15 protein-coding genes and 2 pseudogenes are annotated in these 24,314 nt (G+C 46.1%); 4 read left to right on the plus strand and 13 right to left on the minus strand.

The genetic code is table 11. The features are described 5' to 3' along the window. Positions 1–18 precede the first annotated feature (18 nt). Positions 19–1,554 carry an FGGY-family carbohydrate kinase gene (locus N4599_RS05345; protein WP_062812626.1) on the plus strand — a complete coding sequence of 512 codons (1,536 nt, stop codon included), beginning with the start codon at positions 19–21 and terminating at the stop codon, positions 1,552–1,554. A 149-nt stretch (positions 1,555–1,703) separates the two neighbouring features. Here the strand turns inward: N4599_RS05345 and N4599_RS05350 are convergent, their stop codons facing one another. Beyond that, positions 1,704–2,555 (minus strand): GRP family sugar transporter, encoded by an 852-nt coding sequence (locus N4599_RS05350; RefSeq protein ID WP_224758006.1) that lies wholly within the window; start codon positions 2,553–2,555, stop codon positions 1,704–1,706. Between the two features lie 566 nt (positions 2,556–3,121). Here N4599_RS05350 and N4599_RS05355 point away from each other — a divergent pair. Continuing rightward, positions 3,122–3,355 (plus strand): annotated as a pseudogene (locus N4599_RS05355) (transposase); the annotation flags it as partial. 45 nt (positions 3,356–3,400) lie between these two features. Here N4599_RS05355 and N4599_RS05360 read toward each other — a convergent pair. The 6 genes from N4599_RS05360 to N4599_RS05380 all read right to left on the minus strand — a co-directional run bounded on the left by N4599_RS05360 (position 3,401) and on the right by N4599_RS05380 (position 14,569). Next, positions 3,401–6,793, minus strand: coding sequence for an SEC10/PgrA surface exclusion domain-containing protein (locus tag N4599_RS05360; RefSeq protein WP_260898293.1), 3,393 nt, complete (start codon positions 6,791–6,793; stop codon positions 3,401–3,403). A 29-nt stretch (positions 6,794–6,822) separates the two neighbouring features. Then, the gene (locus tag N4599_RS05365; RefSeq protein ID WP_260898296.1) at positions 6,823–10,176 is read right to left on the minus strand and encodes an SEC10/PgrA surface exclusion domain-containing protein; all 3,354 of its coding nucleotides are present in this window, start codon (positions 10,174–10,176) and stop codon (positions 6,823–6,825) included. Between the two features lie 257 nt (positions 10,177–10,433). Then, positions 10,434–13,436: a Rib/alpha-like domain-containing protein gene (locus N4599_RS05370; protein ID WP_260898299.1), complete on the minus strand. Its 3,003-nt coding sequence runs from the start codon at positions 13,434–13,436 to the stop codon at positions 10,434–10,436. A gap of 89 nt (positions 13,437–13,525) precedes the next feature. Further along, entirely contained in the window at positions 13,526–13,843 is a 318-nt protein-coding gene (locus tag N4599_RS05375; protein WP_260898300.1) for a hypothetical protein, read from the minus strand. Between the two features lie 29 nt (positions 13,844–13,872). After that, positions 13,873–14,211: an LPXTG cell wall anchor domain-containing protein gene (locus tag N4599_RS09960; protein WP_419719953.1), complete on the minus strand. Its 339-nt coding sequence runs from the start codon at positions 14,209–14,211 to the stop codon at positions 13,873–13,875. Then, on the minus strand, positions 14,159–14,569 hold the full coding sequence (locus N4599_RS05380; protein WP_260898302.1) for a hypothetical protein: 411 nt from the start codon (positions 14,567–14,569) through the stop codon (positions 14,159–14,161). The genes N4599_RS09960 and N4599_RS05380 overlap by 53 nt, the downstream gene beginning before the upstream one ends. 263 nt (positions 14,570–14,832) lie before the next feature. Here N4599_RS05380 and N4599_RS05385 point away from each other — a divergent pair, with 263 nt between their 5' ends. Further along, positions 14,833–15,204, plus strand: a complete 372-nt coding sequence (locus N4599_RS05385) for a helix-turn-helix domain-containing protein (RefSeq protein WP_224758038.1) — start codon at positions 14,833–14,835, stop codon at positions 15,202–15,204. 257 nt (positions 15,205–15,461) lie between these two features. Here the strand turns inward: N4599_RS05385 and N4599_RS05390 are convergent, their stop codons facing one another. The 4 genes from N4599_RS05390 to N4599_RS05405 all read right to left on the minus strand — a co-directional run bounded on the left by N4599_RS05390 (position 15,462) and on the right by N4599_RS05405 (position 18,574). Continuing rightward, positions 15,462–16,082: an IS66 family transposase zinc-finger binding domain-containing protein gene (locus tag N4599_RS05390; protein ID WP_260898305.1), complete on the minus strand. Its 621-nt coding sequence runs from the start codon at positions 16,080–16,082 to the stop codon at positions 15,462–15,464. Positions 16,083–16,153: 71 nt separating this feature from the next. After that, positions 16,154–16,510 carry an IS66 family insertion sequence element accessory protein TnpB gene (gene tnpB / locus N4599_RS05395; RefSeq protein ID WP_260898307.1) on the minus strand — a complete coding sequence of 119 codons (357 nt, stop codon included), beginning with the start codon at positions 16,508–16,510 and terminating at the stop codon, positions 16,154–16,156. Beyond that, entirely contained in the window at positions 16,500–16,688 is a 189-nt protein-coding gene (locus N4599_RS05400; protein WP_035161508.1) for a hypothetical protein, read from the minus strand. Before N4599_RS05400 ends, tnpB begins: the two co-directional genes overlap by 11 nt. A gap of 347 nt (positions 16,689–17,035) precedes the next feature. Further along, positions 17,036–18,574: a multicopper oxidase family protein gene (locus tag N4599_RS05405; RefSeq protein ID WP_260898316.1), complete on the minus strand. Its 1,539-nt coding sequence runs from the start codon at positions 18,572–18,574 to the stop codon at positions 17,036–17,038. A 479-nt stretch (positions 18,575–19,053) separates the two neighbouring features. Between N4599_RS05405 and N4599_RS05410 the strand changes: the two are divergent. Beyond that, positions 19,054–20,190 (plus strand): annotated as a pseudogene (locus N4599_RS05410) (IS30 family transposase). Positions 20,191–20,443: 253 nt separating this feature from the next. Here the strand turns inward: N4599_RS05410 and guaA are convergent. Both guaA and tkt read right to left on the minus strand, forming a co-directional pair. After that, entirely contained in the window at positions 20,444–21,997 is a 1,554-nt protein-coding gene (guaA, locus tag N4599_RS05415; protein WP_062814063.1) for a glutamine-hydrolyzing GMP synthase, read from the minus strand. Positions 21,998–22,289: 292 nt separating this feature from the next. Continuing rightward, a complete protein-coding gene (gene tkt, locus N4599_RS05420; RefSeq protein WP_260898320.1) occupies positions 22,290–24,308 on the minus strand; it encodes a transketolase in 2,019 nt (672 codons plus the stop codon). Positions 24,309–24,314: the final 6 nt, after the last annotated feature.

Raw genomic sequence — 24,314 nt, forward strand, 5'->3', positions numbered from 1 at the left:
GCAAAGGAGCACAATCGTATGGACTACTTAATTGGAACAGATATTGGGACTTCAGGGACCAAAAGCATTCTGATGAATACTAAAGGAGAATTGATCGCCCAGGACTTAGAAGAGTACGATGTTTTAACTCCCCATCCCCTGTGGGCTGAACAATGGCCGGACGTTTGGCTGAAGGCCGTCAAAGATTCAATTCGAAAGACCGTTGCTAAAAGCAAGGTCAACCCCACGGATATTAAAGGAATCGGCATCAGCGGACTTTACGGTGGTTCTGGCATTCCCGTTGACGAAAAAATGGAGCCGGTTCGGCCAGCCTTAATTTGGATGGACCGCCGGGCTGCCGAAGAAACAGAATGGGTTAAGCAGAACGTCAACACTAACCGTCTTCGTGAAATCACCGGGAATGACGTCGTTGACCCCTATTACGGCTACACCAAGGTCCTCTGGATTAAGAACCATGAACCAGAGAACTGGCAACGAACCAAGCTATTCCTGCCACCAAACAACTATGTTATCTATAAGCTAACCGGCAAGGTCTCAATTGACTACTCTGCTGCTGGTAATATTGGCGGCTTTTATGACATTAATAAGGGAACCTGGTCGAAAGAAATGATGGACGCGATGGGTGTGCCGGTTGACAAAATGCCTGAGAAATTCGTCGACGCAACTGAAATTGCCGGTCTCATCACTAAGGAAGCGGCTCAGGAATTAGGGGTCCCTGCTGGCACTCCCGTTATTGCTGGCGGAATTGACGTCGGTGCCGCTAACATCGGGATGGGCGTCTTCCAACCAGGTCGATACGTCGCCGCAATTGGTTCTTCGATGAATGCAGCCCTCGTCAGTGAAGAGCCAATTAAGGGAAAGGGCCTGATTGTCTGGCCGTATCCTTATAAATCACGACAATTAGTTTATAACTTTAGCGGTTCGGCAACTGCTGGAGCAATCACCAAGTGGTTCCGTGATAACTTTGGCTTGCTAGAAAAGGGCGTCCAGGAAAGTGGCGGTGATAACGCCTACGTCACTCTCGGCAAAGAAGCTCATAATGTTCCCGCTGGGAGCCGCGGACTGGTTGTCCTCCCTTACTTCATGGGTGAGCGGGCGCCGGTCTGGAATTCCAATGCCAAGGGATTAATCTTCGGTCTATCGCTCGTCCACACGAAGGCCGATATTTTCCATGCCTTTCAAGAAGCAGTTTGCTACGCCCTCCGCCATAGTATTGAAAGTACCGGCCGCAACCTTGGCGATTACATCGTCATTGCCGGCGGGGTAACAAACTCACCTGATTGGGTGCAGATGTTTGCTGACGTTACTGGTTACGCTGTTCGCACACCAATCGACGACGCAGAAGCCAATCTCGGTGATGTGATGTTAGCGGGACTTGCCACAGGAACCCTGACAGTTGATGAAGTTCAGAAGTGGCAAGTTCTGGGCAAGAAAGTTGAACCACGGCGTGCGCAGCATGAAGTCTACAACCGTTATTACCAGCTTTATCGGAACCTATACAATGACTTGGGGGATGATATGAAAGAACTTTCTGAGCTAACTAACATCCAATAGTTATTAAATCCTGTAATTAACAACCGTTTTCCATTCTTAACATTATATAGTTACTCCTAAAATGTAAGTTTAACAAAAAGGCCAACGTAGATTCATTCACCCCATCTACATTGGCCTTTTTAAGCATATCAAGTTCTGCTGTTTAAGTACTATTTCGTGACCCCAATCATAATTCCACCGGCGACTACCAGAATCACCCCGGCGATAATCATTTTGACTTCCTTCGGTGTCTTGGACTCGTGCAGGATCCAGAGGCCACCCAAGGTCGAGATAATCACGTTCAGCTGGGAAATGGTGTAGCCGACCGCCACCCCGTTGATTTCGTTGGAGAAGATAATCCCCAGGTTGGCAATCGCGAAGCAGACCCCGGTGGCCATGTTCTGCCAGGTCTTGACGGCAAACAGCTGCGGCTGTTTCTCAAACGAGCACAGGATAATCATCGCGACAAAGATCGCCACGGCCTGCGGGAAGACCATGTCCCAACCACCCAGGTGAAAGGCGGTCGGGAAGGAGGCGTAGGCCACGAAGCCCAGTGAGGAAACCAGGAGGTAGAGCATCCCTTTCTTGACGTTGCTCCCCTGGTCACGCCGTTCCTGGTAGGCGGTCATCGCAATCCCGATGACGATTAAAATGAGGGCCCCGACCCCCAGCAGCCACTGGCTGACCGTCGTCCACTCGTGGAAGCACAGTGCCCCGACTAAGGCGGTTCCGACTAGCTGCTCACCGACCGAAATCGGCATGGTCATCGAAACCCCGACCAGGGAGAAACTCTTGACCTGCAAAATAATTCCGATACAAAAACCGATCCCACTGAGGGCCGCGCCCAGCCAAAGTACCGGTGTTAGTACTGGCTGCTTAACGAAGTAAACGCCGATTCCGACCAGCAGGGTCACGATTGCCATCCCCATGACCTTGTTGGTGTACTTACCACCAATCAGCTGCATACAGATGACCTGAAAGCCGAGGCCCAGTGCCGGTACCAGGGCTATTAAAATATCCATTACTGACATGCTAAATCCCGTCCCCTTTTCACAAAAAAGAGGCGACTGTTTTTCTACAATTCCAGTCGCCTCTTAGCAGTCTTCCAATACCGTGCAACGCTCTCCACGGGCCGTCCCGCGAATCACGCCGCATACCGATGGAACGCTTAATTTTCTTTCTTAGCGTTTTCCATAGCCTTCATAATTGAAGGGTTCTTGGAGTGACAATCCTTAATCATTTGAATATCTTCTTCACTGAGTTCAACGATGTACTTAGCCATAGTTAATCCCTCGCTTTCTGAAATTAACTATACTATATCACTTTTAGGATCGCAGATTAACCGTTTTTCGGGCCAATTTGGCAAATATTGTGAAAAAATTATTAATTTAGCAAAGCCGCGAACAAAAGCTGAAAGGGAGTGGACGAGAGAGTGAGAAAAAACGCCTAAAATCGGGCAAGCTGATTTTAGGCGTTTGTCTTTCGACGCGAAGCTAGCCTCTGTCACGCTCCCTTTTCAATAAGGCTAGTTCCGTTCTTCTTTTCTCTTCGTCAGTCCTACCAAGCCGAAGAGCCCCGCCAAACTGGTCAGGAGCAGGCCAGGATTCCCCTCTACTTTGCGCATGCTTATTCTCCACATGAACGGGGCAGTAATGAGAATCGCAACCGAGTACTACGACGCTTTATCCCCAAAGATCAACCGATTGAGGAAATCACTGATGATGAGTTAATTCAAATTAAATGGTATTTGAACTCCAGGCCACTCAAATGTTTAAACTGGCGCACACCAATTGAGATCTTTTTGCGTAATCTGCGTCACTAACTTTGTTCAAGTTATTTCTTGCAATCAGCCATTTAATTAAGTGTATTAATTTTCTCTGCACTGGGTACTAATAAGACCAAACATAGCCATCATGCTTGCTACTCCTAATCCAATCAGTCCGGCTTCACTGTGGTTACCGGTTTGTGGTAACTTCCCGTTGTTAAGGTCAGAGCGCTTTAGAGTATTGTTGTTGCCAACTTCATTAGCAACTAACTTTACGTTATTGTTTGTAACCGCAGTTTGAGAACCATTTTCGCTAGGTGCAACGGTGACGTTGTGATCAGCCTTAGTTTGACCTTGGTTACCACTTGGCTGAGTGGATGGCTGTTGGTCGCTAGGCTTTGCCGTTGGCGTGTCAGTGTGCGTACCAGGTTGCTGTTCTTCGTGACTTGGTGTCGTTGAAGGTTCAGTTGATGGCTTGCTTGCAGGCTTAGTTGTGTCACCCGGCTTGACGTTGTGGCCTGGTTGGTCCGTAGGATCAGTCGGCGTGGTTGTTTGGTCATGACCAGGGTTGACAACTGGCGTGTCAGGCTGAGATGGCTTGACCGTTGCCAAGACGTGTAAGTTCATCTTAACGGTGGTAGTTGAACCATCTGGGAACGTTACCAGAACGTCTTCGCTGTGGTCACCAACGGTGTTGGCGTCATGATTGAGCGTGTTGAGGTCGCTCCATGAAGCCGTCGTTCCAGTAGGGATCGTGTCGAGCTTTGAAGTGGCCATTTGTAAGAAGGCACCCATGACAAGATTTTGAGTTGGGTCCGTAGCCATTGGGTTGGCAATTTCTGGATCAACGATCTTGTTAATTTCGCCGGCGTGAATGGTTTGGTCCTTGATGGCAACGGAGTCACCGTAGACCTTGTTGTCAGTGATGAGTCCTGCCTTTGCCTTGGCGAGAGCGTCCTTAGTCTTGTCAGCCTTGGCTTGAGCGTCCTTTAGTGCGTTAGCAGCCTTGGTAGCTTCGTCCTTGGCGTTTTCGAGCTTGGTTTGGGCCTGCTTTAATTCGTTTTGGGCCTTGGTTAAGTTGTCTTGGGCTGTTTCGTGATTGGACTTAGCAACCTGTAACTTTTGGTTGGCAGCGTTGAGTTTGTCCTTGGCATCGGCAACAGCTTGATCGTCGTTGGTTAATGCGTCAACTTTCTCTTGGGCAGACTTAGCCTTGGCTTGAGCGTCAGCAAGGGCCTTTTGTGCTGCTTGAGATTCTTGCTTAGCACTAGCAAGGGCACTGTCAGATTGGCTCTTCATAGTCTGAGCCTTTTGAGCGGCTTTCTTGGCATCGGCAAGGTTGACTTGCTTTTGAGTCAGTACCGCCTTGGCATTCTTTAGTGCTTCCTGGGCGTCAGCAAGTGACACGCTAGAGCTGCTATCATGAGCTAACTTGTCTTGAGCAGCCTTCAGATCGTTGGCAGCTGTCTTAGCGTCAGCCTTAGCATTAGCCAGGTCAGCACTTGCTTGGCTGGCTTCTTGCTTAGCCGTTTCGAGCTTAGCCTGAGCGTCTTGTAGAGCCTGCTTGGCGTTGGCGAGTTGGGCTGCGTGATCATCAGTCTTGGAACTGTCAGATGTCTTAGTAAAGTAAACTTGATCGAGCTTGTTTTGAGCTTGGTCGATGGCATCAAGATATGGCTTGAGCGCTGCTTGCTGCTTGTTGTATTGGTCAACAGTAGCCTTATAAGTAGGAGCCCAGGCACCATTTGGATCAGCATCATACTTAGCTTTGTTGTTTTGGTAGTCTTGTTGACTAACAATGTGAGCTAAGTCTAAATCACTACTTTGGTTGTTCTTGATGAAGTTGTCGTAGTTAGCTTGTGCTTGGTTTAGGGTGTTTCCAGCTTTGTCAACAGCTTCTTGTTGTGATGGATCAATAGCAATGTATTGAGCGTCCTTTGGTGCGTCAGTGTTGCTTAAGAAGTGTAAGACACCTGCACCGTGAAAGTTTAATCGATCGAACAGTCCACCTTGATTTGAATTGGGTTCAAAGTTAAGTTGAACTCCAGCAGTTGTACCGGCAAATTGCCCGTAAGCGTTGGCTACGATCATAGCGTGCTTCCAGTCGCCTTGTGGGTTGAAAAGCATGTTTGTGACTTGGTCAAAGATGGCCTTGTGTAGGTCATTCATTGTCAATGGGCCATTGTTAATGTTGATGTAATTTTCACCCATCGCTTCACTCATTCGAGTTGATTTAAGAGCGTTGTCGTCATGACCGTTTTCGATAACGATCCAATTATCAGCAATGTATTGGTTAACAACTTTAGTGGCATCTTTGAGGCTTTGAGATGTGATCTTTTGTTGTGGAGTTCCTAATGCTTCTTGGATTTGGTTTACTAATGTTAAGTAGTAACGTGTTGCATCAAGTTCTTGACTAGCGCTTAGTCGTCCATTTTCAAGCTTTAACGGAATGGCTTGAAGAGCTGGATCGTTTGTGTAGTGGTTAAGTTTGTTAGCACCTGGAATGTTTGTTCCGAATGCTTTCTTTAATGCATCAGTTTCGAAGTCTAATGATGTTTGAGCATTGGTGTTTTGCTTTAATGCGTCTTGATAAGCACCCTTGACGGTATTGATCCATTGTTGTGACATGTTTAGGTGTGTGTTTCCACTAAGATCGGCATTGGTGTCCTTACTTAACTGATCAACCGTCTTTTGAGCGTTACTTTGTGCTTCGATCTTTTCGTCGTTAACCTTTTGGGCGTCATTGACCTTTGCGTCGGCCGCCTGTTTGGCGTCAGTCTTAGCTTGTACGTTATTTTGGTCTTGTGCGACTACTTGATCATGATTTTGCGCTGTCTGAACATCGTTTTCAGCGTTCTTGACGCTGGCTTGTGCGTCGTTGACGGCACCTTGTGCCTTTTGAACTTGGGTATTGGTATTTTCGACATTTTGGTTAGCTGTGTTGGCGTTAGTTTGCGCTTGTGCTTGTTTTGCGTCAGCTTGATCGGCAGCCTTTTGGGCTTCGCTAACGGCTTGGTTGGCCGTCTTGAGGTCACTTTGTGCTTGATGTACAGCTTGATCGGTTTGGGCTTGTTGCTTTACAGCGTTGTCATAGTCATTTTGTGCCTTTTTTGCTTCAGTCTGGGCTTGAGTGACTTCAGCTTGTGTGTTTTGTTCGGCAGTAGTTGCTGATTGAACCTTTTGAGTAGCTGTGTCAACGTCAGTTTGAGCAGAATCAACGTTGCCTTGAGCGGTAGTATTCTTAGCACTAGCTTGAGCAAGGTTACTTTGAGCATCAGTATTCGCCTTGTTAGCGTCAGCATAAGCTTGTCGGCTGGCGTCTTGCTGAGTCTTTAAGTCACTGGCTTGTGGATTTTGAGTCTGATTTTGGGTATTATCTTGAGTATTAACGGTATCAGCATGAACATTGTCTGTTACTGCCATTGTTCCACCGGTAACGGCAGCAGCGGCTGCGGCCAAAGCAACGGCCTTTTTATTTGAATGTAATGTGGTCATGATTCGTAATCTCCTCCTATAGCAACGTACTAATCTTTACGACGATCATAAGCTAAACCAAACATACCAATTAATGTTGCGATTCCTAAAGCAATTGAGCTCTTAGCATTACCAGTTTGTGGTAACTTTCCGTTGTTAAGGTCAGAACGCTTTGCGGTGTTGGTGTTTTCAACTTCATTAGCAACTGGCTTTACAGTAACATTGTTGTTACCATTTGTTGCGACAGTCTGAGCACTATCAGTCTTATGGTCTGCGTTTGGTGCAACAGTAACATTACTGTCATTGTTTGAAGTTTCCTTGTGGTCAGGAGTGGTCGTTTGACTTTGACCTTCGTCACCACTTGGTTGAGTGGATGGCTGTTGGTCGCTAGGCTTTGCAGTCGGCGTGTCAGTGTGCGTACCAGGCTGCTGTTTTTCGTGACTTGGTGTCGTTGAAGGTTCAGTTGATGGGGTCGAAGGCTTGCTTGATGGCTTGTTGTCGTCACCTGGCTTGACGTCGTGACCTGGTTGGTCCTTAGGAGCACCAGGGGTGGTTGGCTTTTGATCGTCACCTGGCTTTGTTTCATGACCAGGGTTGATAGCTGGTGTGTGAGGCTGAGATGGCTTGGCCACTGCCAAGACGTGTAAGCCCATCTTAATGGTAGTAGTTGAACCATCTGGGAACGTTACCAGAACGTCTTCGCTGTGATCGCCGACTAAGTTAGCGTCACGGCTGACGTTTTGTGGTTGGTTCCACTTGGCTGTCGTTCCAGTAGGGATCGTGTCGAGCTTTGAAGCAGCCATTTGTAAGAAAGCACCCATAACAAGACTTTGGGTAGGATCCTTGGCCATTGGGTTGGCAATTTCGGGATTAACGATCTTGTTAATTTCACCGGCGTGAATGGTCTGATCCTTGATGGCAACGGAGTCACCGTAGACCTTGTTGTCGGTGATGAGGTTGTCCTTGGCCAACTTAAGAGCAGCTTGTGTATCTTGTTCGTGAGCTTGAGCCTTCTTGACGGCGTCTTGAGCACTCTTTAAGTTTTGTGCGGCAGTCTGTGCGTTGGCTTGGGCCTTCTTTAAAGCGTCTTGCTTGTTCTTCAAGGTAGCTTGTGCTTTGGCTAAGGCCTTGTCAGCTTCATCCTTCTTGCTTTGGGCAACTTGGAGATCTTGCTTAGTTTGATTGAGCTTAGCTTCGGCATCGCTAAGTTCCTTGCTGTTGTTGTCAGCAGCAATCTTGGCCTTGATAGCGTCAACCTTAGCGTTAGCATCTTTGGCCTTAGCTTGGGCAGTTTGTACGGCGTCTTGAGCGTCCTTAACGTCAGCATTGGCCTTTTCAAGGGCACTGTCAGATTGGCTCTTCATGGTGTTGGCATTTTGTAAGTTCTTCTTGGCATCGGCAAGGTTAGCTTGCTTTTGAGCCAGTACAGCTTTGGCATTCTTGAGCTTAGCTTGGGCGTCAGCAAGTGACATGCTGGAACCGCTATCGTGAGCTAACTTGTCTTGGGCAGCCTTTAGTTCGTCAGCAGCGTGTTGTGCTTCAGCCTTGGCATTAGTCAAGTCAGTACTTGCTTGGCTGGCTTCAGTAGTGGCTGTCTTGAGCTTAGCTTGTGCGTCTTGCAATGCTTGCTTGGCGCTGGCAAGTTGGGCTGCATGGTTGTCAGTCTTTGGAATAGCAACGTTCTTTTGCCATTCAGTTTGGAAGAACTTGCCGTTTGGATTGGTGTTGCTGCTGTTAAATTCGGAGTTGAAGTGGAATCCACCAGCGTTCTTGTTCTTTTGACCGGCAAAGTTAGTTACGTGATCAGAAGTGTCGTATTCGTAAGATACACCGAATTCGACTGGCTTGTTGGCGTTTGTTTCACGAATACCTAAAATGTCGGTAGCGTGACCGAAGCTTTCGCCCATGTCATCAAAGAGCATGGCCTTAATAGCGTCGTAGATACCACGTTGTAGGTCATTACGAGTAAGACCGTTATATTCACTTACCCAAGTACCGCTGGTAGCTAGAATGTCGTCTGGGTTGTCAGCAACGAATTTTTGGTGAGCGAATGAGATATCACCGCTCCATGATTCGTTAATGCCGACGCCCCATTGGTTGCCGACAGCTTCAATTCCGGCATTGTCGTGGCCCTTTTCCCATTGGTTCCATTGGTCATTGCTGTATCGATCAGCAACATCTTGTGCAATCTTGAGTGAACCATTAGTGATCTTATAAACTGGAGAACCAGCCTTTTGACGTAATGGGTTTAGTAATTGAGCTGCATATTGACTAGCAAACTTAGCATCTTCGTCGGATAAAGTGCCGTTGCTGTTCATGTGAACTGGAATAGCTTCGGCAGCTGGATCGTCTTGGTATTGGTTACTTTGATTGAGCTTCTTACTTTCACTAACTAGTTGTTGGTAATCACTATCAGACATGTTCTTCGGCTTTAAGTTTTGATCGATAAAGCCCATGCCGCCGCGTTCCTTGTTGATTTGGTTGAGGTAAGCGTCACTGGCGTTAATGGTGTTAACAACTTGAACACCTTGGCTTAATTGATCAACTGTCTTTTGAGCGTCATTAACGGCAGTTTGTGCGTTACTTTGTGCTCCGCTCTTTTCGTCATTAACCTTTTGAGCGTCATTGACCTTTGCGTCGGCCGCCTGCTTGGCGTCAGTCTTGGCTTGTACGTCATTGTGGTCTTGTGCGACTACTTGATCATGATTTTGTGCTGTTTGAACGTCGTTTTCAGCGTTCTTGACGTTGCTTTCGGCTTGACTGACGGCAGATTGATCATTGTTTACTCGATCAGTAGCGTCCTTGACGTTTTGGGTGGCGGTGTCAGCATTGGATTGTGCTTGACTTTGCTTGCTAGTAGCATCGGCTAACTTGCTTTGAGCATCTGTGGCGGCACCTTCGGCGGTCTTTGCGTCGGCTTGTGCTTGGTCTAAGGCGGCTTGTTCGTCGGCAGAAGTTGTACTTTGCTTTACGGCATTGTCGTAGTCATTTTGAGCTTGTGTTTGGGCATCTTGTGCGTTTTCAACGTCGGTTTGTGCTTGATTGGCCTTGTTGGTAGCAGTGGTGACGTCATTAGAAGCTTGGTTGACAGCACTTTGTGCGTTATCAACAGCGCCTTGTGCTTCGGTGCTCTTAGATGTAGCATGAACTAAGTTGTCTTGTGCATTTTGAGTGGCTTGGTGCGCATCAGCATTCGCCTTATTAGCGTCAGCATAAGCTTGGCGGCTGGCGTCTTGCTGAGTCTTTAAGTCACTAACTTGTGGATTTTGAGTCTGAGTTTGGGTATTAGCTTGGGTATTAACGGTATCAGCATGAACATTGCCTGTCACTGCCATTGTTCCACCGGTAACGGCGGCTGCAGCGGCAGCCATGGCTAATGTCTTCTTAGTATTCTTCTTTGTCATAATGTGTAATCTCCTTTGTATAAAAATTAGTACATTGAGAATTGGTAAATGAATGTAATCTCCAAACGATGAACCTTGAGGTAACTAAGTGTTACCAAATACAGTCAGCCGGAGTCGAACCGGAGAAGTCACCAATTGACCTGACTGTACTAACTGGTAATCAACCAGCTAGCTTAATCCTATGTTCAAAATGTTAAATCTTAACAATAAACCAATAACGCATGCTGTGCATGCGTTATTTATTTGACGGTTAAATCTTAGTTATGACGACGACGTTTAGTCATCCCAAGAGCACCAATCAATCCAGCTACACCGAGACCAATTAGTCCAGCTTCGTTGTGGTCACCTGTTTGAGGTAACTTACCATTGTTTAGGTCACTGCGCTTGAGCGTGGTGTTTTCACTTGAAATGGCGTTAGAAGCTTTGGTTAGCTGAGCGGCAGTTGTTGTCTTAACGATGTGACCGTTAATGACTTGGTATTCAGGCATGATTTGACCATTAGCATTAACAACTTGGCTGTTAATGACGTGAGTACCAGCTGGCAGACCTGGAACATTGGTAATGTCAGTTTGGGTCTGGTGCATTGCTGGGTTGTACTTAACGGTCAACTCAACTTGTTTGGTGATGGTTGAACCATCTGGGAAGGTGATTAGAACATTTTCGGTGTAGTCACCGGCATGTTGAGCGTCGTTGTTAGCCTTGGTTGGGTTTGCCCAGCTGATCTTGGTGCCTTCTGGTAAGACGTCACCAGGCATGGCAGCTAAGTTCATGAACATATTAGTGATGGCACTGTTTTCACGGTGTGGTGCGAATTGGTTGTCAAGACTTAGACTTGGCAATTGATCGCCTTCGTTGATTGTGAAGTGATCCTGAGTGAGCTTGACTTGTGATCCGTATTGTTGAGCGTCACTGATTAAATGGGCAGCAGCGTCATCATAAGCATTCTTCTTGGCTTGGAAGTTAGCTTTAGCCTTGTCGAGTTGGTCGTGAGCCGCATTGGCGTTAGCCTTAGCTGTGTCAAGCTTAGTTTGGGCACTGTTAAGAACATCTTTAGCTTGCTTGAGCTGATCAGTCTTTTGGCTGAGCAAGTCGTCAGCAGCCTTGGCATTGTCCTGTGCCTGCTTGAGTAATGTCTGTGCGTTTTGTAAGTCATTAAGCTTTTGAGTCAACTTTTGAACGCTATCTTGCTTGGCCTTTAGATCAGTTTGGGCTTGCTTGAGGGCTGATTGGGCTTGGTCAAGTCGGTCTTGACTGTCCTTAACGGCTTGGTTAGCGGTGTCTAGCTTTTGTTGGTCTTGCGCTAATTTGTTCTGGGCGTCGTGAAGCGCTTGTTCCTTGACAGTCCGGTTTTGGCTGGCTTCTTGAGCCACCTTTTGGGCTTGGGTCAACTTTTGAGTGGCAGTTTGAACGTTATTTTGAGCTGTTTGGTAAGCCGATTGAGCGTTCTTTAATTCGTTCTTAGCGTTAGCTAACTTGTCTTGAGCAGCCTTTTCAGCTTTTTGAGTCTTTGTTAAGACCGCCTTAGCAGCGTTCAAGTTTTGAACAGTCGTGTCATGAGCGGACTTAGCATTATTTAATGCAGTCTTAGCCTGATCAAGGGCCGTTTGCGCTTGGCTGGTAGCTGTTTCTAAGTCAGTGAGATCTTGTGATGGTGTGGATGGGGTGTCAACTGTGTTGATGAATGATAGTCCGCCACCGCCAGTAGTGCTTCCGGTTCCAACAAAGATTGTGTGATCTGTTTGGTCGGTTCCTAGAGTTAACGGATATGATGCGAAGTGGAGGTCTTTTCCTTGAATGACACCTTGTGCGTTGAATGGATCACCTGTTAACACAAGTGCGAGGTGGTATTCTTTAAAGTCACTTAGTCGTAAAGCGTGTGGTGTTCCGTTTCCGACAAGAGTGGTTTTGTATGGTTGGGATCCTACAAGGATGTCGTTGTTGTATCGACTGTATGTGTTGTTGAAGTCCATTGATAGTGTGTTCTTCATGGCTTCGATTCCAGCTAAATCAGTAGCAGCAATCCGACTCTTAAAGCCGAGAGCTTGGTGGACTGCATTCATCGCAGCGGCAATCAATTGGCTGGTTTCAGTGCCGATCCATTGCTGGTTAGTTACTGATTCGGTGGCAGCTTGTGCCATTGATTTGGCAACGTTTGTTTCGTTACTGAGAATGGTGCTGTTATCGCGAGCAGTTGGGCGGTAGTAAATCGTGATACCGTTCTTCATTGCGTTGAGATTGGCGTCACTGTGGTCACCGTTGCGCCATGCTTGGGCCGCTGTCTTGGCTGCGTTGGTAGCGGTAACGGTAATGCCTAATGATGCTGGGTCTGGCATATTTGCACTTTCATTAGCTTGTTTAGCAGCATTTAATTTATTTTGCGCATTAGTTAATGCCGTTTGCTTAGCGTTAACGTCGTTTTGTGCTTGGTCTAATGCCGTCTTGGCATTTTGTTCGCTTTCAGCCTTGCTGTTAACGTCAGCTTGGGCAGTCTTGACACTGTCTTGGGCTTGATTGACTTCACTTTGGGCTGTTTGAACGTCATCGTTCTTTTGACTGACGGCATCTTGAGCCGTCTTTTCGGCGTTTTGGGCCTTGGTTAAATCAGCTTGGGCTTGGGCGACATCATTTTGAGCACCTTGTTGGTCCAGGCTGCGCTCAGCCTGTGATACGGCCTGCTGATCGTTTTCGACGGTTTGTTGAGCTTGCTTAGCTTGGGCTTGGCTCTGGCTTAGATCAGCCTGAGCGCTCTTTACGTCACCCTGCTTGTCTTGCACTGCATTCCCAGCTGCTTTTTCAGCTGTTTGGGCGGTTTGTACATCAGCTTGGGCTTGACTGATCGCTTCAGGTGTAGCAGCCTGCGCATTGGTTTGTGCTTGGCTGAGGGCTTGCTGAGCACGTTCTGATGCTTGTTGAGCGTTGTTAACTGCTGTTTGAGCCGTTTGAACAGCTTGACGATCAGTGTTAACTTGAGCAGTTGCCTGGTTAACTTGACTGTCAGTTTGATCAGCCTTGCTTTGGGCGTCATTCATTGCACTTTGAGCGTCTTTCATGGCGTTGCCGGCAGCTTGTGCCTTGTCTTGTGCTTGTTCTTGTGCAGTCTTAACGACTTCTGATTGGTTGTTAGTCGTTGTTTGGCTGTCACTTGCTGAGTTAATCGTATCGGCATGTGCAGTGTTAGTGGCAGCTAGTGCTCCACCAGTAACGGCAGCAGCGGCTGCGGCTAAAGCAACGGCCTTTTTATTTGAATGTAATGTGGTCATGATTTGTAATTCTCCCCCATTTCGTTATTATCAAATTAAATTATATTAGTCTTTAGAAAGTAAATGTCCGAATTTCAGAAATCTGATAATTATTTCAAGTTACTACTTGAGCGCTTTATCCGCGTTACTTTTACATGACCGTTAATATCATCACGTCGTAGTACTAATTCTCCCTTAAGGTTGAATGCAAATGAAACATCATCCTTATGATTTTCTGAGTTAAGGAAAGTAAAAATATCGCCTTTAATACTGGTATTCATCGCGGTTTCACTGAACTTTTGCCAAGGTCCCATTCTAAGTACAACAGGAGCAGAATTGAGATTAGTAATCAACTCTAATGTTTCTTTTCTTATACGCTGTTGAAGTTCACCTCGGGTTAACTGCTTATTTGGTTTATGTTTACTCATTAACGTGTCCTCTTATATTGAATAGATACCTAATTCTTTCGACGTACACTGACTAAACCAAACATACCTAACATAGTAGCTAGGCCAAGAGCAATGAAACCATTACTGTTATTGCTTCCGGTTTGTGGTAATTTCCCGTTGTTAAGGTCAGAGCGCTTTGGAGTATTGTTGTTGCCAACTTCATTAGCAACTGACTTTACGTTATTGTTTGTAACCGCAGTTTGAGAACCATTTTCGCTAGGTGCAACGGTGACGTTGTGATCAGCCTTAGTTTGACCTTGATTACCACTTGGTTGAGTGGATGGCTGTTGGTCGTTAGGCTTTATTGTCGGCGTTAGTTTGCGCTTGTGCTTGCTGTACAGCTTGATCGGTTTGGGCTTGTTGCTTTACCGCGTTGTCATAGTCGTTCTGTGCCTTGCTTGCTTCAGCTTGGGATTGAGTAACTTCAGCTTGTGTGTTTTGTTCGGCAGTAGTTGCTGATTGGACCTTTTGAGAAGCAGCAGCAACGTCAGCTTGAGCAGAATCAACGTTGCCCTGTGCGGTAGTGTTCTTAGCACTAGCTTGAGCAAGATTGCTTTGTGCTTCAGTATTAGTCTTTTGGGCATTAGCGAGAGCTTCCCGGCTGGCGTCTTGCTGACTCTTTAGGTTACTAACTTGTGAATCTTGAGTTTGATTAGTAGTATCAGTTTGGGTATTAACGGTATCAGCATGAATATTGCCTGTCACTGCCATTGTTCCACCGGTAACGCCGGCTGCAGCGAGTGTAGAAAGTGTAAGTTTAGTTTTGAAGGTTATTTTTTATTGTCTTTTTTGGATTTGGTTGCTTGCATGGTAATATATCCCCCAATTCATCATATTTAATAGCATATTTATAATCAGTTTTATGATACCGCAAACTATACGGATACGTATAGCTAAGATTATACGTATACGCTCTTAAAACGAATATCAAGGTTTCATACGATTAAGTAAAAAAAGGTCGTATGAAAATGATTGATATTAAAGCCGTTGGTGCCAACATTGCCGACATCAGGCGTAAAAATAACCTAACACAAGAACAGCTAGCAGAGTTGGCAGGCCTTTCAACCAACTATATTGCACGTGTTGAGCGTGGCGAAATACAGAATTTTAGTGCCATCAATATGTTGAGGATTGCAGCAGCTTTGGATGTTAGTATTGACGAACTAGCTGAAGGCGCTCATGAAAAAGAAAAACTAAAGTCCAAGCCACACCGCAAAGAATTAAATAAGTTGTTAGATCAGATGGGACACGAAACTAGCGAATTGCTATCGCAATCATTCATTAAGACAATTCACTTAATCCAGGATAATAATTCAAAGCATGAAAAAAGCGGCAAGTAGCATTCAAAACTACTTGCCGCTATATTAATTACACAGTTGGATAAGATTGGGGCATTCCCCAATAAGAACGTTTTTTAATCATCCTCACGTTCCGCTTATAATCAGCGATTTCAAGGGTCTACTTTTTACGCAGTTATTAAATTGTGCGTAAAAATTTGAACTATTCGTATTCAATTGAAGATGGCCCTTTATCATCCCTATAATATCGGCATTTCTAGAGTCATTCCCTATTTTTGGTAGGGTTTTGGTAGGGTCAGTTATTTCGTTGAGTGCAGATGTTGATTGCCATTAAAAGCCAACCTATTCTCCTTGGCTTTTTTGAAGACGATATTACCTTCCATTTTATCAGCAATGCTTTCATCATTACGCGGCCACAAATGTGAAATGATGATATCTTTACCATCTTCGTCACAGTCATTACACTTATAGCTTTCTTGGTATAAATTCACACAATATAACTCGGCTGGCTTCAGCCGGACTTCACGGCTATACAAATGATTACCAATCTTTTTCATCTGTTCATGGCACTTTGGACAATCCTCATTAGTTAAATGAATCGTCTTATCTACTTGAGGTAACCTATCCAAAAAAGCGGTCCGCTGACCAGAAACCTTGGCTTTCCGATGACGCACCACTTGTTTTTTCTGCTTTTCAATCACTTCCGTGATTGAAACATTAGAATCTTGCAGCTGAGCTAGTTCATCATCACTAAACAGTGATTGCTGACCATCAACTACGGACTCAATTACTTCAGTTTTTTTCCCAAACATTTGGTTTTGTTGAAGCTTAATAATCGCTGTCAACTTATTAACCTGGTCCTTTAAAGCCTTGATTTGCTGCTTAAGCTCTCGATTCTCCTCTACTAAACTCTTACTCATAGTACGTCACCTCCCTTTAAATTATTCTTCGGTAATTATATCAAAGAACAACGATTTTAAACAGAGGTAATTCAATAAAAGGTACCTGGTTGGGCTGCTTTGATCCGACGAACTGGCAACGGGTTTAATCCTTTCAATAACCAATCCAATTGCCTAGCTAATAACTCTTTAGCTTCACTACTATGTCTTGGCCAGCTCAAATGACCATTCTCAAAACGCTTATAGAGTAAAATAAAGCCTTCACCGTCCCAAAGTAACCCTTTGAACCGATCATTACGTGACCCACAAAAGAGGAACAGAGAATTATCGTATAACTCTAGTCCATAGTTTTCCGCGATAACCATCGCCAGCCCATCAATTCCTTTACGTAAATCAGTTTTCCCGCAAACTAGATAAACATGGTCTGGATCGTGCCAGTTAATGAGCATAATGCACCACAGCCTTTACAATCTCGGCCGCAAGGCTGGGATTGGTGCCTTTGAAAATTGTTAATTGGATATTTCCAGCTTTCATTTTAACGACTGGCCGCGATGAAATTTTGGCCTTACTAACCGGCTTACCTTTGGCTTTGAAAACGGGTGCCACAATATCATGCTTCTCTTCCATAAAGAAATCCTCCTGTACTGAATCTTATGTCTTCAGTATAGGGGGATTGGTCGACCGCGCCTAGACGTATCGTTATTGACTGCTTACACATAACCACTTCGTATGGGCTAGACTATTTAGTTTATTAGCCATATTTATAAAACCTCTTTTCCCTTATTCGATTTTGGCTTGAACACCTACATCTTAAGACAAAAGAGGTCTTATTTATATAATTTTTATCGCCCACCCGCATAGCAGGTGGTTTTTTGTTTCGTGCACTCGCTTCGCTCACGCACTCAACTAGGTCTAAAGACATTAATCAAATCTGTTTGCTGAAAGCAAACAGTCTAGGCAATGACAACTAAGAATTACATTTCCATCCCCATTTTTTTATAGGATTCCATTCCACCAAGCCAAAGGTCGTCCATCGTTACGCCTCGTTCCTCGGCAAAGGCCATCATTAAGGTCATATGATCCATTAACTGGTATTTCTTATCTAGATTTGCTGGATCGACAACCTTAATTTGGGCCATCATTCCGCCATCTTCGTGTTCAATAATGTGGCAGTGGTACATGAAGACTCCTGGAACATGGTACCAAACCTTGATTACGACATGTTCTCCCGGATTAATGGCAACCGTATCCTTTAAACCAAGCTCGTTTGGGTGAGGAGTTTGACCATCACGGGAAATAACCGTAAAGGCCGTACCGTGCATATGATAAGGGTGGATCATTCCTGGAGCGTCATCAGTATTGGTAATATCCCACAACTGAACTTGACCTAGTCGCATTTGATAGTCAATCCGATCCATCTTGAACTTCTTACCATTCATTGCCACTTCCTCATCCATCCCATCTAAGGTAACCTTGTGAACCGGCAGTCCTGGGGTTACTGCTGGGTCCGGAGTAGTAAAGAGCGTAGTCGGTAATTCTCGGTTATCCGGAGTAAAGGACTGGACCCGGAAGCGAACCAAAGGTACATCATCGGAGTAAAGAGTTACCACATCGCCCGGTTTATAGTTACCAAAATCAACTATGATTTCCATTCGTTCAGCACAGGTAATTAAGACCCGGTTCATCTTAACTGGATGAGGAAGTAAACTTAAATCACCTGCAACCTGAGTGAATGACAGATCGTCGCTAAAGTGGAGCCGGAATTCCCGTCGGTTAGCACCGTTCAACAGGCGAAGACGAACTCGTTGAGTAGTAACGTTAAAATAAGGATTAATTGTCCCGTTAATCATTGGAGTTGGTCCTGCGACCCCATCTGGATCATAGTCTGCCCGGTAATCCCATTGGTTATTTTCGTGAAAGCGCCGATCTTGCAGGATAATTGGAAGGTCATCAACACCGTAGTTCCGTGGGAGTGGCAATTGGGCTTCTTGATCGTCTTGAATAATCGCTGCCGCCGCTAATCCGTGCCAAACCTGTTCGGCAGTTGACGGACATGGATGGGCATGAAGCCAAGTTAAGGCCGCTGGTTGATCAACCTTAAAGCTAATGTCCCGACTCTGACCAGGGTAAACCGGAGCGTGACAGCCCCCATCCTCAAGCGGGCCAGGAATTGCTAACCCGTGCCAGTGGAAAGTTGTTAATTCTGGTAGTTTATTAACTAAGTGGATGTGGGCTGTTTGTCCCTTTTTAAACACCACTGTTTTCCCTAATAAACTAGTGTTATAACCCCAGGTTTTGGTTTTAGCTCCGGGTAATAGCTGAGTTTCCCCCTCCTGGGCAACAATCGTGTAATAGACATCGTCAGTGGTTTCCTTGTCCGGCGTTAGCAATTCTGGAATCCGTAGTGGTTGTTGCGAAACAGCCGGTTCTACTAACGGGATGTAACCTCCATCATGATAGTCATACGCCGCTTCATCATAATAGTAATGATCAACTAATTTTTCCGTTGCCATAATTAGTCCTCCTCGTCCTTACTAAGTCCGATTGTGTTACTTTTTAATACTACTCGCCAACTCTTTAAGCGAGCAGAGGAACATTCCAATAGCCATCAGGTACATAGCAAGCATCATCTTATTCATAAAGGTTAGAATCAATACAACAATCCAGAAAAGGGGTAATCCCCCTGTGATAACTCTATTCATTTTTAATTTTCACTCCTTCAATAAAAAATTACCATATTTGGCAGTGATTCACAATGATTTTTAGGTTATATAAACTTTTTATTTTGCACTACCATCAATTACTGCTACGGACTATTTTGATTGAATCTAAATTATTTTATTTACTTATCACTTGTCTCCCAAAAAATTTTCTTGGTGGATTATAGAATGAAGTTAGCCACCTAATTGGTGGTAAATGCAAAAACGCCATCCGGCGTGACATCAGGTATCATATTAAGTGAATCAAACCTATATGAAAGGATGTCCGTCAAATGACGCACTTAAATGATACCATGCCCACTAACCTTTTGGCCACTCATCGCAAATATGCACACCTTACTAAAGAAGAGCGAGTGATGATTGCGACTTTAAAGTCGCAAGGACTTTCCAATCGCGCAATCGGTCGTCAATTAGGAGTGAACCACCAAACCATTAATAATGAGCTTAAACGTGGTACAGTTCGCCAAATTCGTCGTCAAAAATTCAATGGTAAGACTTACGATTACCCTTATTACATCTACAGTTATGAAGCTGGTCAGAATATTTATCTTAAATGCCACCAACGGTCCGGTCGTCCTCGTTTATATTACCGCTCAAAGCGTTTTTTACAATTGGCCGACCAATTAATGCTTGGTGAATTTGATGAGCATCGTTACTCTCCTCAAGCAGCTATTTATAAGGCACGTGATTTGATGAGTGATGATTCACTGATCCCTAAGTCTGTTGTGACTTTGTATCAGTGGATTAATGATGGTGTATTCCGTACGTCTAACTTGGACCTTTTTGAGAAAACTAAACGTAAACACCATCAATCTCATCCACAAGCCAAAAAGTGCTTAGGACCTAACATTGCTCAACGTCCACAGGTTGCGGACCAACGGTCCGAAATTGGTCATTGGGAACTAGACACTATTCAAGGTCATAAAGATGGCAAGAATAGCGTTCTTCTAGTAATGACTGATCGTTTTTCACGGGTTAATATTACGAGAAAAATTACCAGTAAAACTGCATATGCAGTGAATCATTTTTTGTTGAGTTGCGTCAGAAGCTTGGCAAGAATGCTTACTATCGCATTTTTAAAACAATTACTTCTGATAATGGTTCTGAATTTAGTGAGTTAACGCGAGTTCATGACCATGTTTTTTTACACTGTCCCATATTCTCCTTGGGAACGCGGATCCAATAAAATCAATAATCGTTTTCTCCGCAAGGAGATTACCAAAGGCCAAGCTATTAATGATTATAGTAGTGCCCAGATTATAGCGACCAATAACTGGATGAATCACTATCCACGAGCCATATTTAATGGACGTTCTGCAATGGATATTTACTGTAAAGCATTCTATCAAGAGATATCACGTTCTCATCAACCAATAATTAATTGGTCAGTGCTATTTATTTCAGCTTAGTGGCTAACTTATTCTTGAAATTTAGATACCTGTTATTTTTCGTCTATATGTTAACTAAGATGAAGTTCAAAATGAAAAAGCAATCAAACACTTACTATCAATTGTAAATGCTGATTGCTTTTTTCACGCTCAATATTATAAGTTTTGGTAGGGTTTTGGTAGGGAACAATGTTGCTTTTTATAGATTTGAATTGATTTTGCACCATTCAAATGCCGTTAAATTAGGATTCCGCTATCAAGTTAATAAGCAACATCATTCGTATTCGATTGTCGAAGGCGGCTTACTCGTGACGTCGTACAAGATTCGGTTAACGTGGTCGACTTCATTGACGATCCGAACGGAAATCTTTTGCAAGACGTCCCACGGAATCTTGGCGAAGTCCGCGGTCATCCCGTCAATCGACGTCACAGCCCGGATGGCAACGGCGTAGTCATATGTCCGACCATCACCCATGACCCCAACGGAACGAATGCCCGGCAGGACGGTGAAGTATTGCCAAATTTTCTCATCCAGGCCGGCCTTCTTGATTTCTTCTCGCAGGATGGCATCTGATTCCCGAACAATTTCCAACTTCTCTGGCGTGATTTCACCAATCACCCGGATTCCCAAACCAGGACCAGGAAACGGTTGTCGCCAAACCAGTTCGTGCGGAATCCCCAATTTTTCACCCAGCTCACGGGTCTCATCCTTGAAGAGCTTGCGCAGCGGTTCGATCAGCTTAAAGCCGAGCTTCTTCGGCAGGCCCCCAACATTGTGGTGGGACTTGATTGTCTGGGCCGTGTCCGTCCCGGATTCAATGACGTCAGTATACAGGGTTCCCTGAGCCAGGAAGTCCGCGTCCGGAATCTTCTTAGCTTCTTCATTGAAGACCTCAATAAATTCCTTGCCGATAATCTTCCGCTTTTGTTCGGGATCGGTCACCCCTGCCAGCTTACCCAGGAAGCGGTCAGCAGCGTCTACCTTGACGATGTTCACACCGAGGTCCTTGTTCAATGCCTTCATGACCTGGTCTGCTTCGTTCTTCCGCAACAGACCGTGGTCAACGAAGATACACGTCAGCTGGTCACCAATCGCCTTATGGATTAACACGGCCGTCACGCTGGAGTCGACCCCACCAGACAGGCCGAGGATAACCTTCTTGTCGCCGACTTCCTTGCGAATGTGTTCCACCTGCAAGTTAATGAAATCGTCCATCGTCCAGTTATCCTTCGCACCACAGACATCAAAGGCAAAGCGGCGCAGGATGTCCAACCCGTACTCGGAGTTGCGCACTTCGGCGTGGAATTGGATTCCGTAGAATTTCCGTTCATTATCCGCGATGGCTGAAATCGGGCAGTTCTTACTCGTTGCCGTTACCGTAAATCCAGCCGGTGCTTGAGTTACCAGGTCACCGTGGCTCATCCAAACATACTGTTTCTTCGGCAGGCCCTTAAACACGACGGCGTCATCATCGACCACCTCAATGTCCGCCCGACCGTATTCAGAATTATTGGCATTTTCGACCTTGCCACCTAAATCATAGGCCATCAGCTGCATCCCGTAACAGATACCAAGAATCGGAATCCCCAGTTTGAAGATCTCTGGATCAACCTTAAAGGCTCCTTCGTCGTATACACTGTTAGGGCCACCGGAGAAAATGATTCCCTTAGGGTTGATCTGCTTGATTTCGTCCGCTGTAATCTTGTGTGACAGGAGTTCGGAATAGACCCCAAAATCACGCAGGCGGCGGGTAATCAGCTGGTTGTACTGACTACCGAAGTCCAGGACGATAATCTTGTCAAAAGCATCTAAATTGATGTTTGCCACGTTGCCACTTCCTTCATCAAAGTTTCTTAACCATTATTAGGATAAGTTTACAGGCATAAAGCCGGACGGTCAACTCCCCTGAGCGATTAATCGTTTCTTTTTTCCTAAAAAAGGTGGGGTCAAAAGCAACGAACACCTTTTGGCCCCACCTACTCAGATGGAATATTTAATTCAGAATGGAATGTGATTAATAGTTAGCTATTTAGTGCCGCCGTTAACAGGGCTAATTCTTCATTGACGGCTTGCTGGTCCAGTTGGGTTAATTCCTCATTCACTCGCACAATCATTCTCATCACCCCTTTCTAAGGATCGTCATGAACTGGTCCACCACGTTTTCAACGGTAAAGCCATACTTTGCGCTGATGGCTGCTCCGTTACCGCTCATGCCGAAACCATCGACCCCAATCGTTGCTCCATCGAGGCCCACGTACTGGCCCCATGGCTGTGGACTAGCCATCTCAACAGCCAGGCGCGTCCGAACGGCATTAGGCAAAATTGCCTCCTTGTAGGTTGCCGGTTGTTCATTGAAGAGCTCCATGCTTGGGACAGAAACGACCCGGACATCGACCTGGTAGTTCTCTGCCAGGGACTTTTTAGCGGCCAGTGCCAGGGATAGTTCGGAACCACTAGCCATTAGAATCCCATCAGGAGTTCCCGCGGCATCGGCAGCCACATAGGCACCCCGTTGAACCGCCGCATTGATTGTTTCCGCCAGGACCGGTAAGTTCTGCCGGGAAGCCACAATTACACTTGGCCGGTCATCAGTTTGACCAATTACCCGCCAGGCCGCGACCACTTCGTTCGCGTCAGCAGGCCGGAACACCTGTACGTTTGGAATCGTCCGCAGCATTGCGAGCTGCTCAACCGGTTCGTGAGTAGGGCCATCCTCACCAACTGCTAACGAATCGTGGGTGAAGATAAAGACGGATGGCAAGTGTTGGAGCGCTGCGAGCCGGATGGCCGACTTGAGGTAGTCGCTAAAGACCATAAAGGTACTGCAATAGGCAGTGCTGCCGCCATGGAGGTTGATTCCATTTATGGCCGCCGCCATTGCAAACTCACGGACACCAAAGTAGATATTACGCCCACCGTAGTTGGCCGGACGGAAAATTTGATCATCCTTGAGAGCGGTCTTGTTAGATGAGAAGAGGTCCGCGGACCCGCCCCATAGCTGAGGGTTGGCAGCAGCCAGGTCCTGCATCGTTTCAGCGTTTGCAACCCGGGTCGATACCTCTTCGCCGACCTGGTGGTGACTGCACAGGTTAGCGGTGTCCATCCCCTGCCGTGTTAGTTGCTGGGCCGCCGTCGGGTATTCCTTCTGGTATTCAGCGAACATTTCCTGCCATTCCTGGTAGTTACGCACTTTATCCTCGATGTACTGGGCAAATTGCTGGTAAACCGCGGTTGGGTACTCAAACGGCTCATAAGGCCAGCCATAGTTTTCCCGCGTAATCGCCACATTCTGTTTCCCCAGCGGGCAACCGTGAACCTTATTCGTGCCCTCGTCAGGCGTGTTGTAGCCGATAATCGTCTTAACTTCGATCAGCGATGGTCGGCTAGTTTGTTGCGCGTTGCGGATTGCCTGGGCAATCGCGTTCAGGTCAGTACCATCCTCAACCAGCTGGTAATCCCAATGGGCAGCCTTAAAGCGGGCGGCAGCACTTTCGTTCGTACTCAGGCTCAGCGGCCCATCGAGGGTCACATCGTTTGAGTCGTAAAGAACGATCAGGTGACCAAGACGGTTCTTCCCAGCCAGGTTAATTGCTTCTTCGGCAACACCTTCCATCAGGTCACCGTCACCAACGATCGAGTAAGTGTAGTGGTCGACCAGCGGGTAACCAGGCCGGTTATACTGCACCGCCAAATGACGCTCCGCCATTGCCATCCCCACAGCCATGCCAAAGCCTTGCCCCAGCGGGCCGGTGGAAGCATCAACCCCTGGAGTCAGCTGGTACTCCGGGTGGCCTGGGGTTTTAGAGCCTAACTGCCGGAAGTTTTTGATGTCGGCCAGGCTAACTTCGAAGCCGTTAAAGTGGAGCAGGCTGTACAGCAAGGCTGAACAGTGCCCACCGGATAAGACGAAGCGGTCCCGGTTGAGCCACTTATCGTCCTGGGGATTAAAATTAAGGAACTTTTCCCAGAGAACGTAGGCCATTGGTGCCATACCGATTGGGGAACCTGGGTGGCCGCTCTTTGCCGCTTCAATCATGTCAATACTCATAAAACGCAGGGCATTGACAGCCAGCTGGTCGCTAATCGTAAAATCTTGTTGGCGCGCCCGGGTCACCGTTGTATTTAAACTACTAATCATACTTAT

Source organism: Limosilactobacillus oris, assembly GCF_025311495.1.
Classification (GTDB): domain Bacteria; phylum Bacillota; class Bacilli; order Lactobacillales; family Lactobacillaceae; genus Limosilactobacillus; species Limosilactobacillus oris_A.

Coding starts and splice junctions, on each gene's coding strand:
- N4599_RS05345 (WP_062812626.1), top strand. CDS start 19: ATGGACTACTTAATTGGAACAGATATTGGGACTTCAGGGACCAAAAGC.
- N4599_RS05350 (WP_224758006.1), bottom strand. CDS start 2,555: ATGGATATTTTAATAGCCCTGGTACCGGCACTGGGCCTCGGCTTTCAG.
- N4599_RS05360 (WP_260898293.1), bottom strand. CDS start 6,793: ATGACCACATTACATTCAAATAAAAAGGCCGTTGCTTTGGCCGCAGCC.
- N4599_RS05365 (WP_260898296.1), bottom strand. CDS start 10,176: ATGACAAAGAAGAATACTAAGAAGACATTAGCCATGGCTGCCGCTGCA.
- N4599_RS05370 (WP_260898299.1), bottom strand. CDS start 13,436: ATGACCACATTACATTCAAATAAAAAGGCCGTTGCTTTAGCCGCAGCC.
- N4599_RS05375 (WP_260898300.1), bottom strand. CDS start 13,843: ATGAGTAAACATAAACCAAATAAGCAGTTAACCCGAGGTGAACTTCAA.
- N4599_RS05385 (WP_224758038.1), top strand. CDS start 14,833: ATGATTGATATTAAAGCCGTTGGTGCCAACATTGCCGACATCAGGCGT.
- N4599_RS05390 (WP_260898305.1), bottom strand. CDS start 16,082: ATGAGTAAGAGTTTAGTAGAGGAGAATCGAGAGCTTAAGCAGCAAATC.
- tnpB (WP_260898307.1), bottom strand. CDS start 16,510: ATGCTCATTAACTGGCACGATCCAGACCATGTTTATCTAGTTTGCGGG.
- N4599_RS05400 (WP_035161508.1), bottom strand. CDS start 16,688: ATGGAAGAGAAGCATGATATTGTGGCACCCGTTTTCAAAGCCAAAGGT.
- N4599_RS05405 (WP_260898316.1), bottom strand. CDS start 18,574: ATGGCAACGGAAAAATTAGTTGATCATTACTATTATGATGAAGCGGCG.
- tkt (WP_260898320.1), bottom strand. CDS start 24,308: ATGATTAGTAGTTTAAATACAACGGTGACCCGGGCGCGCCAACAAGAT.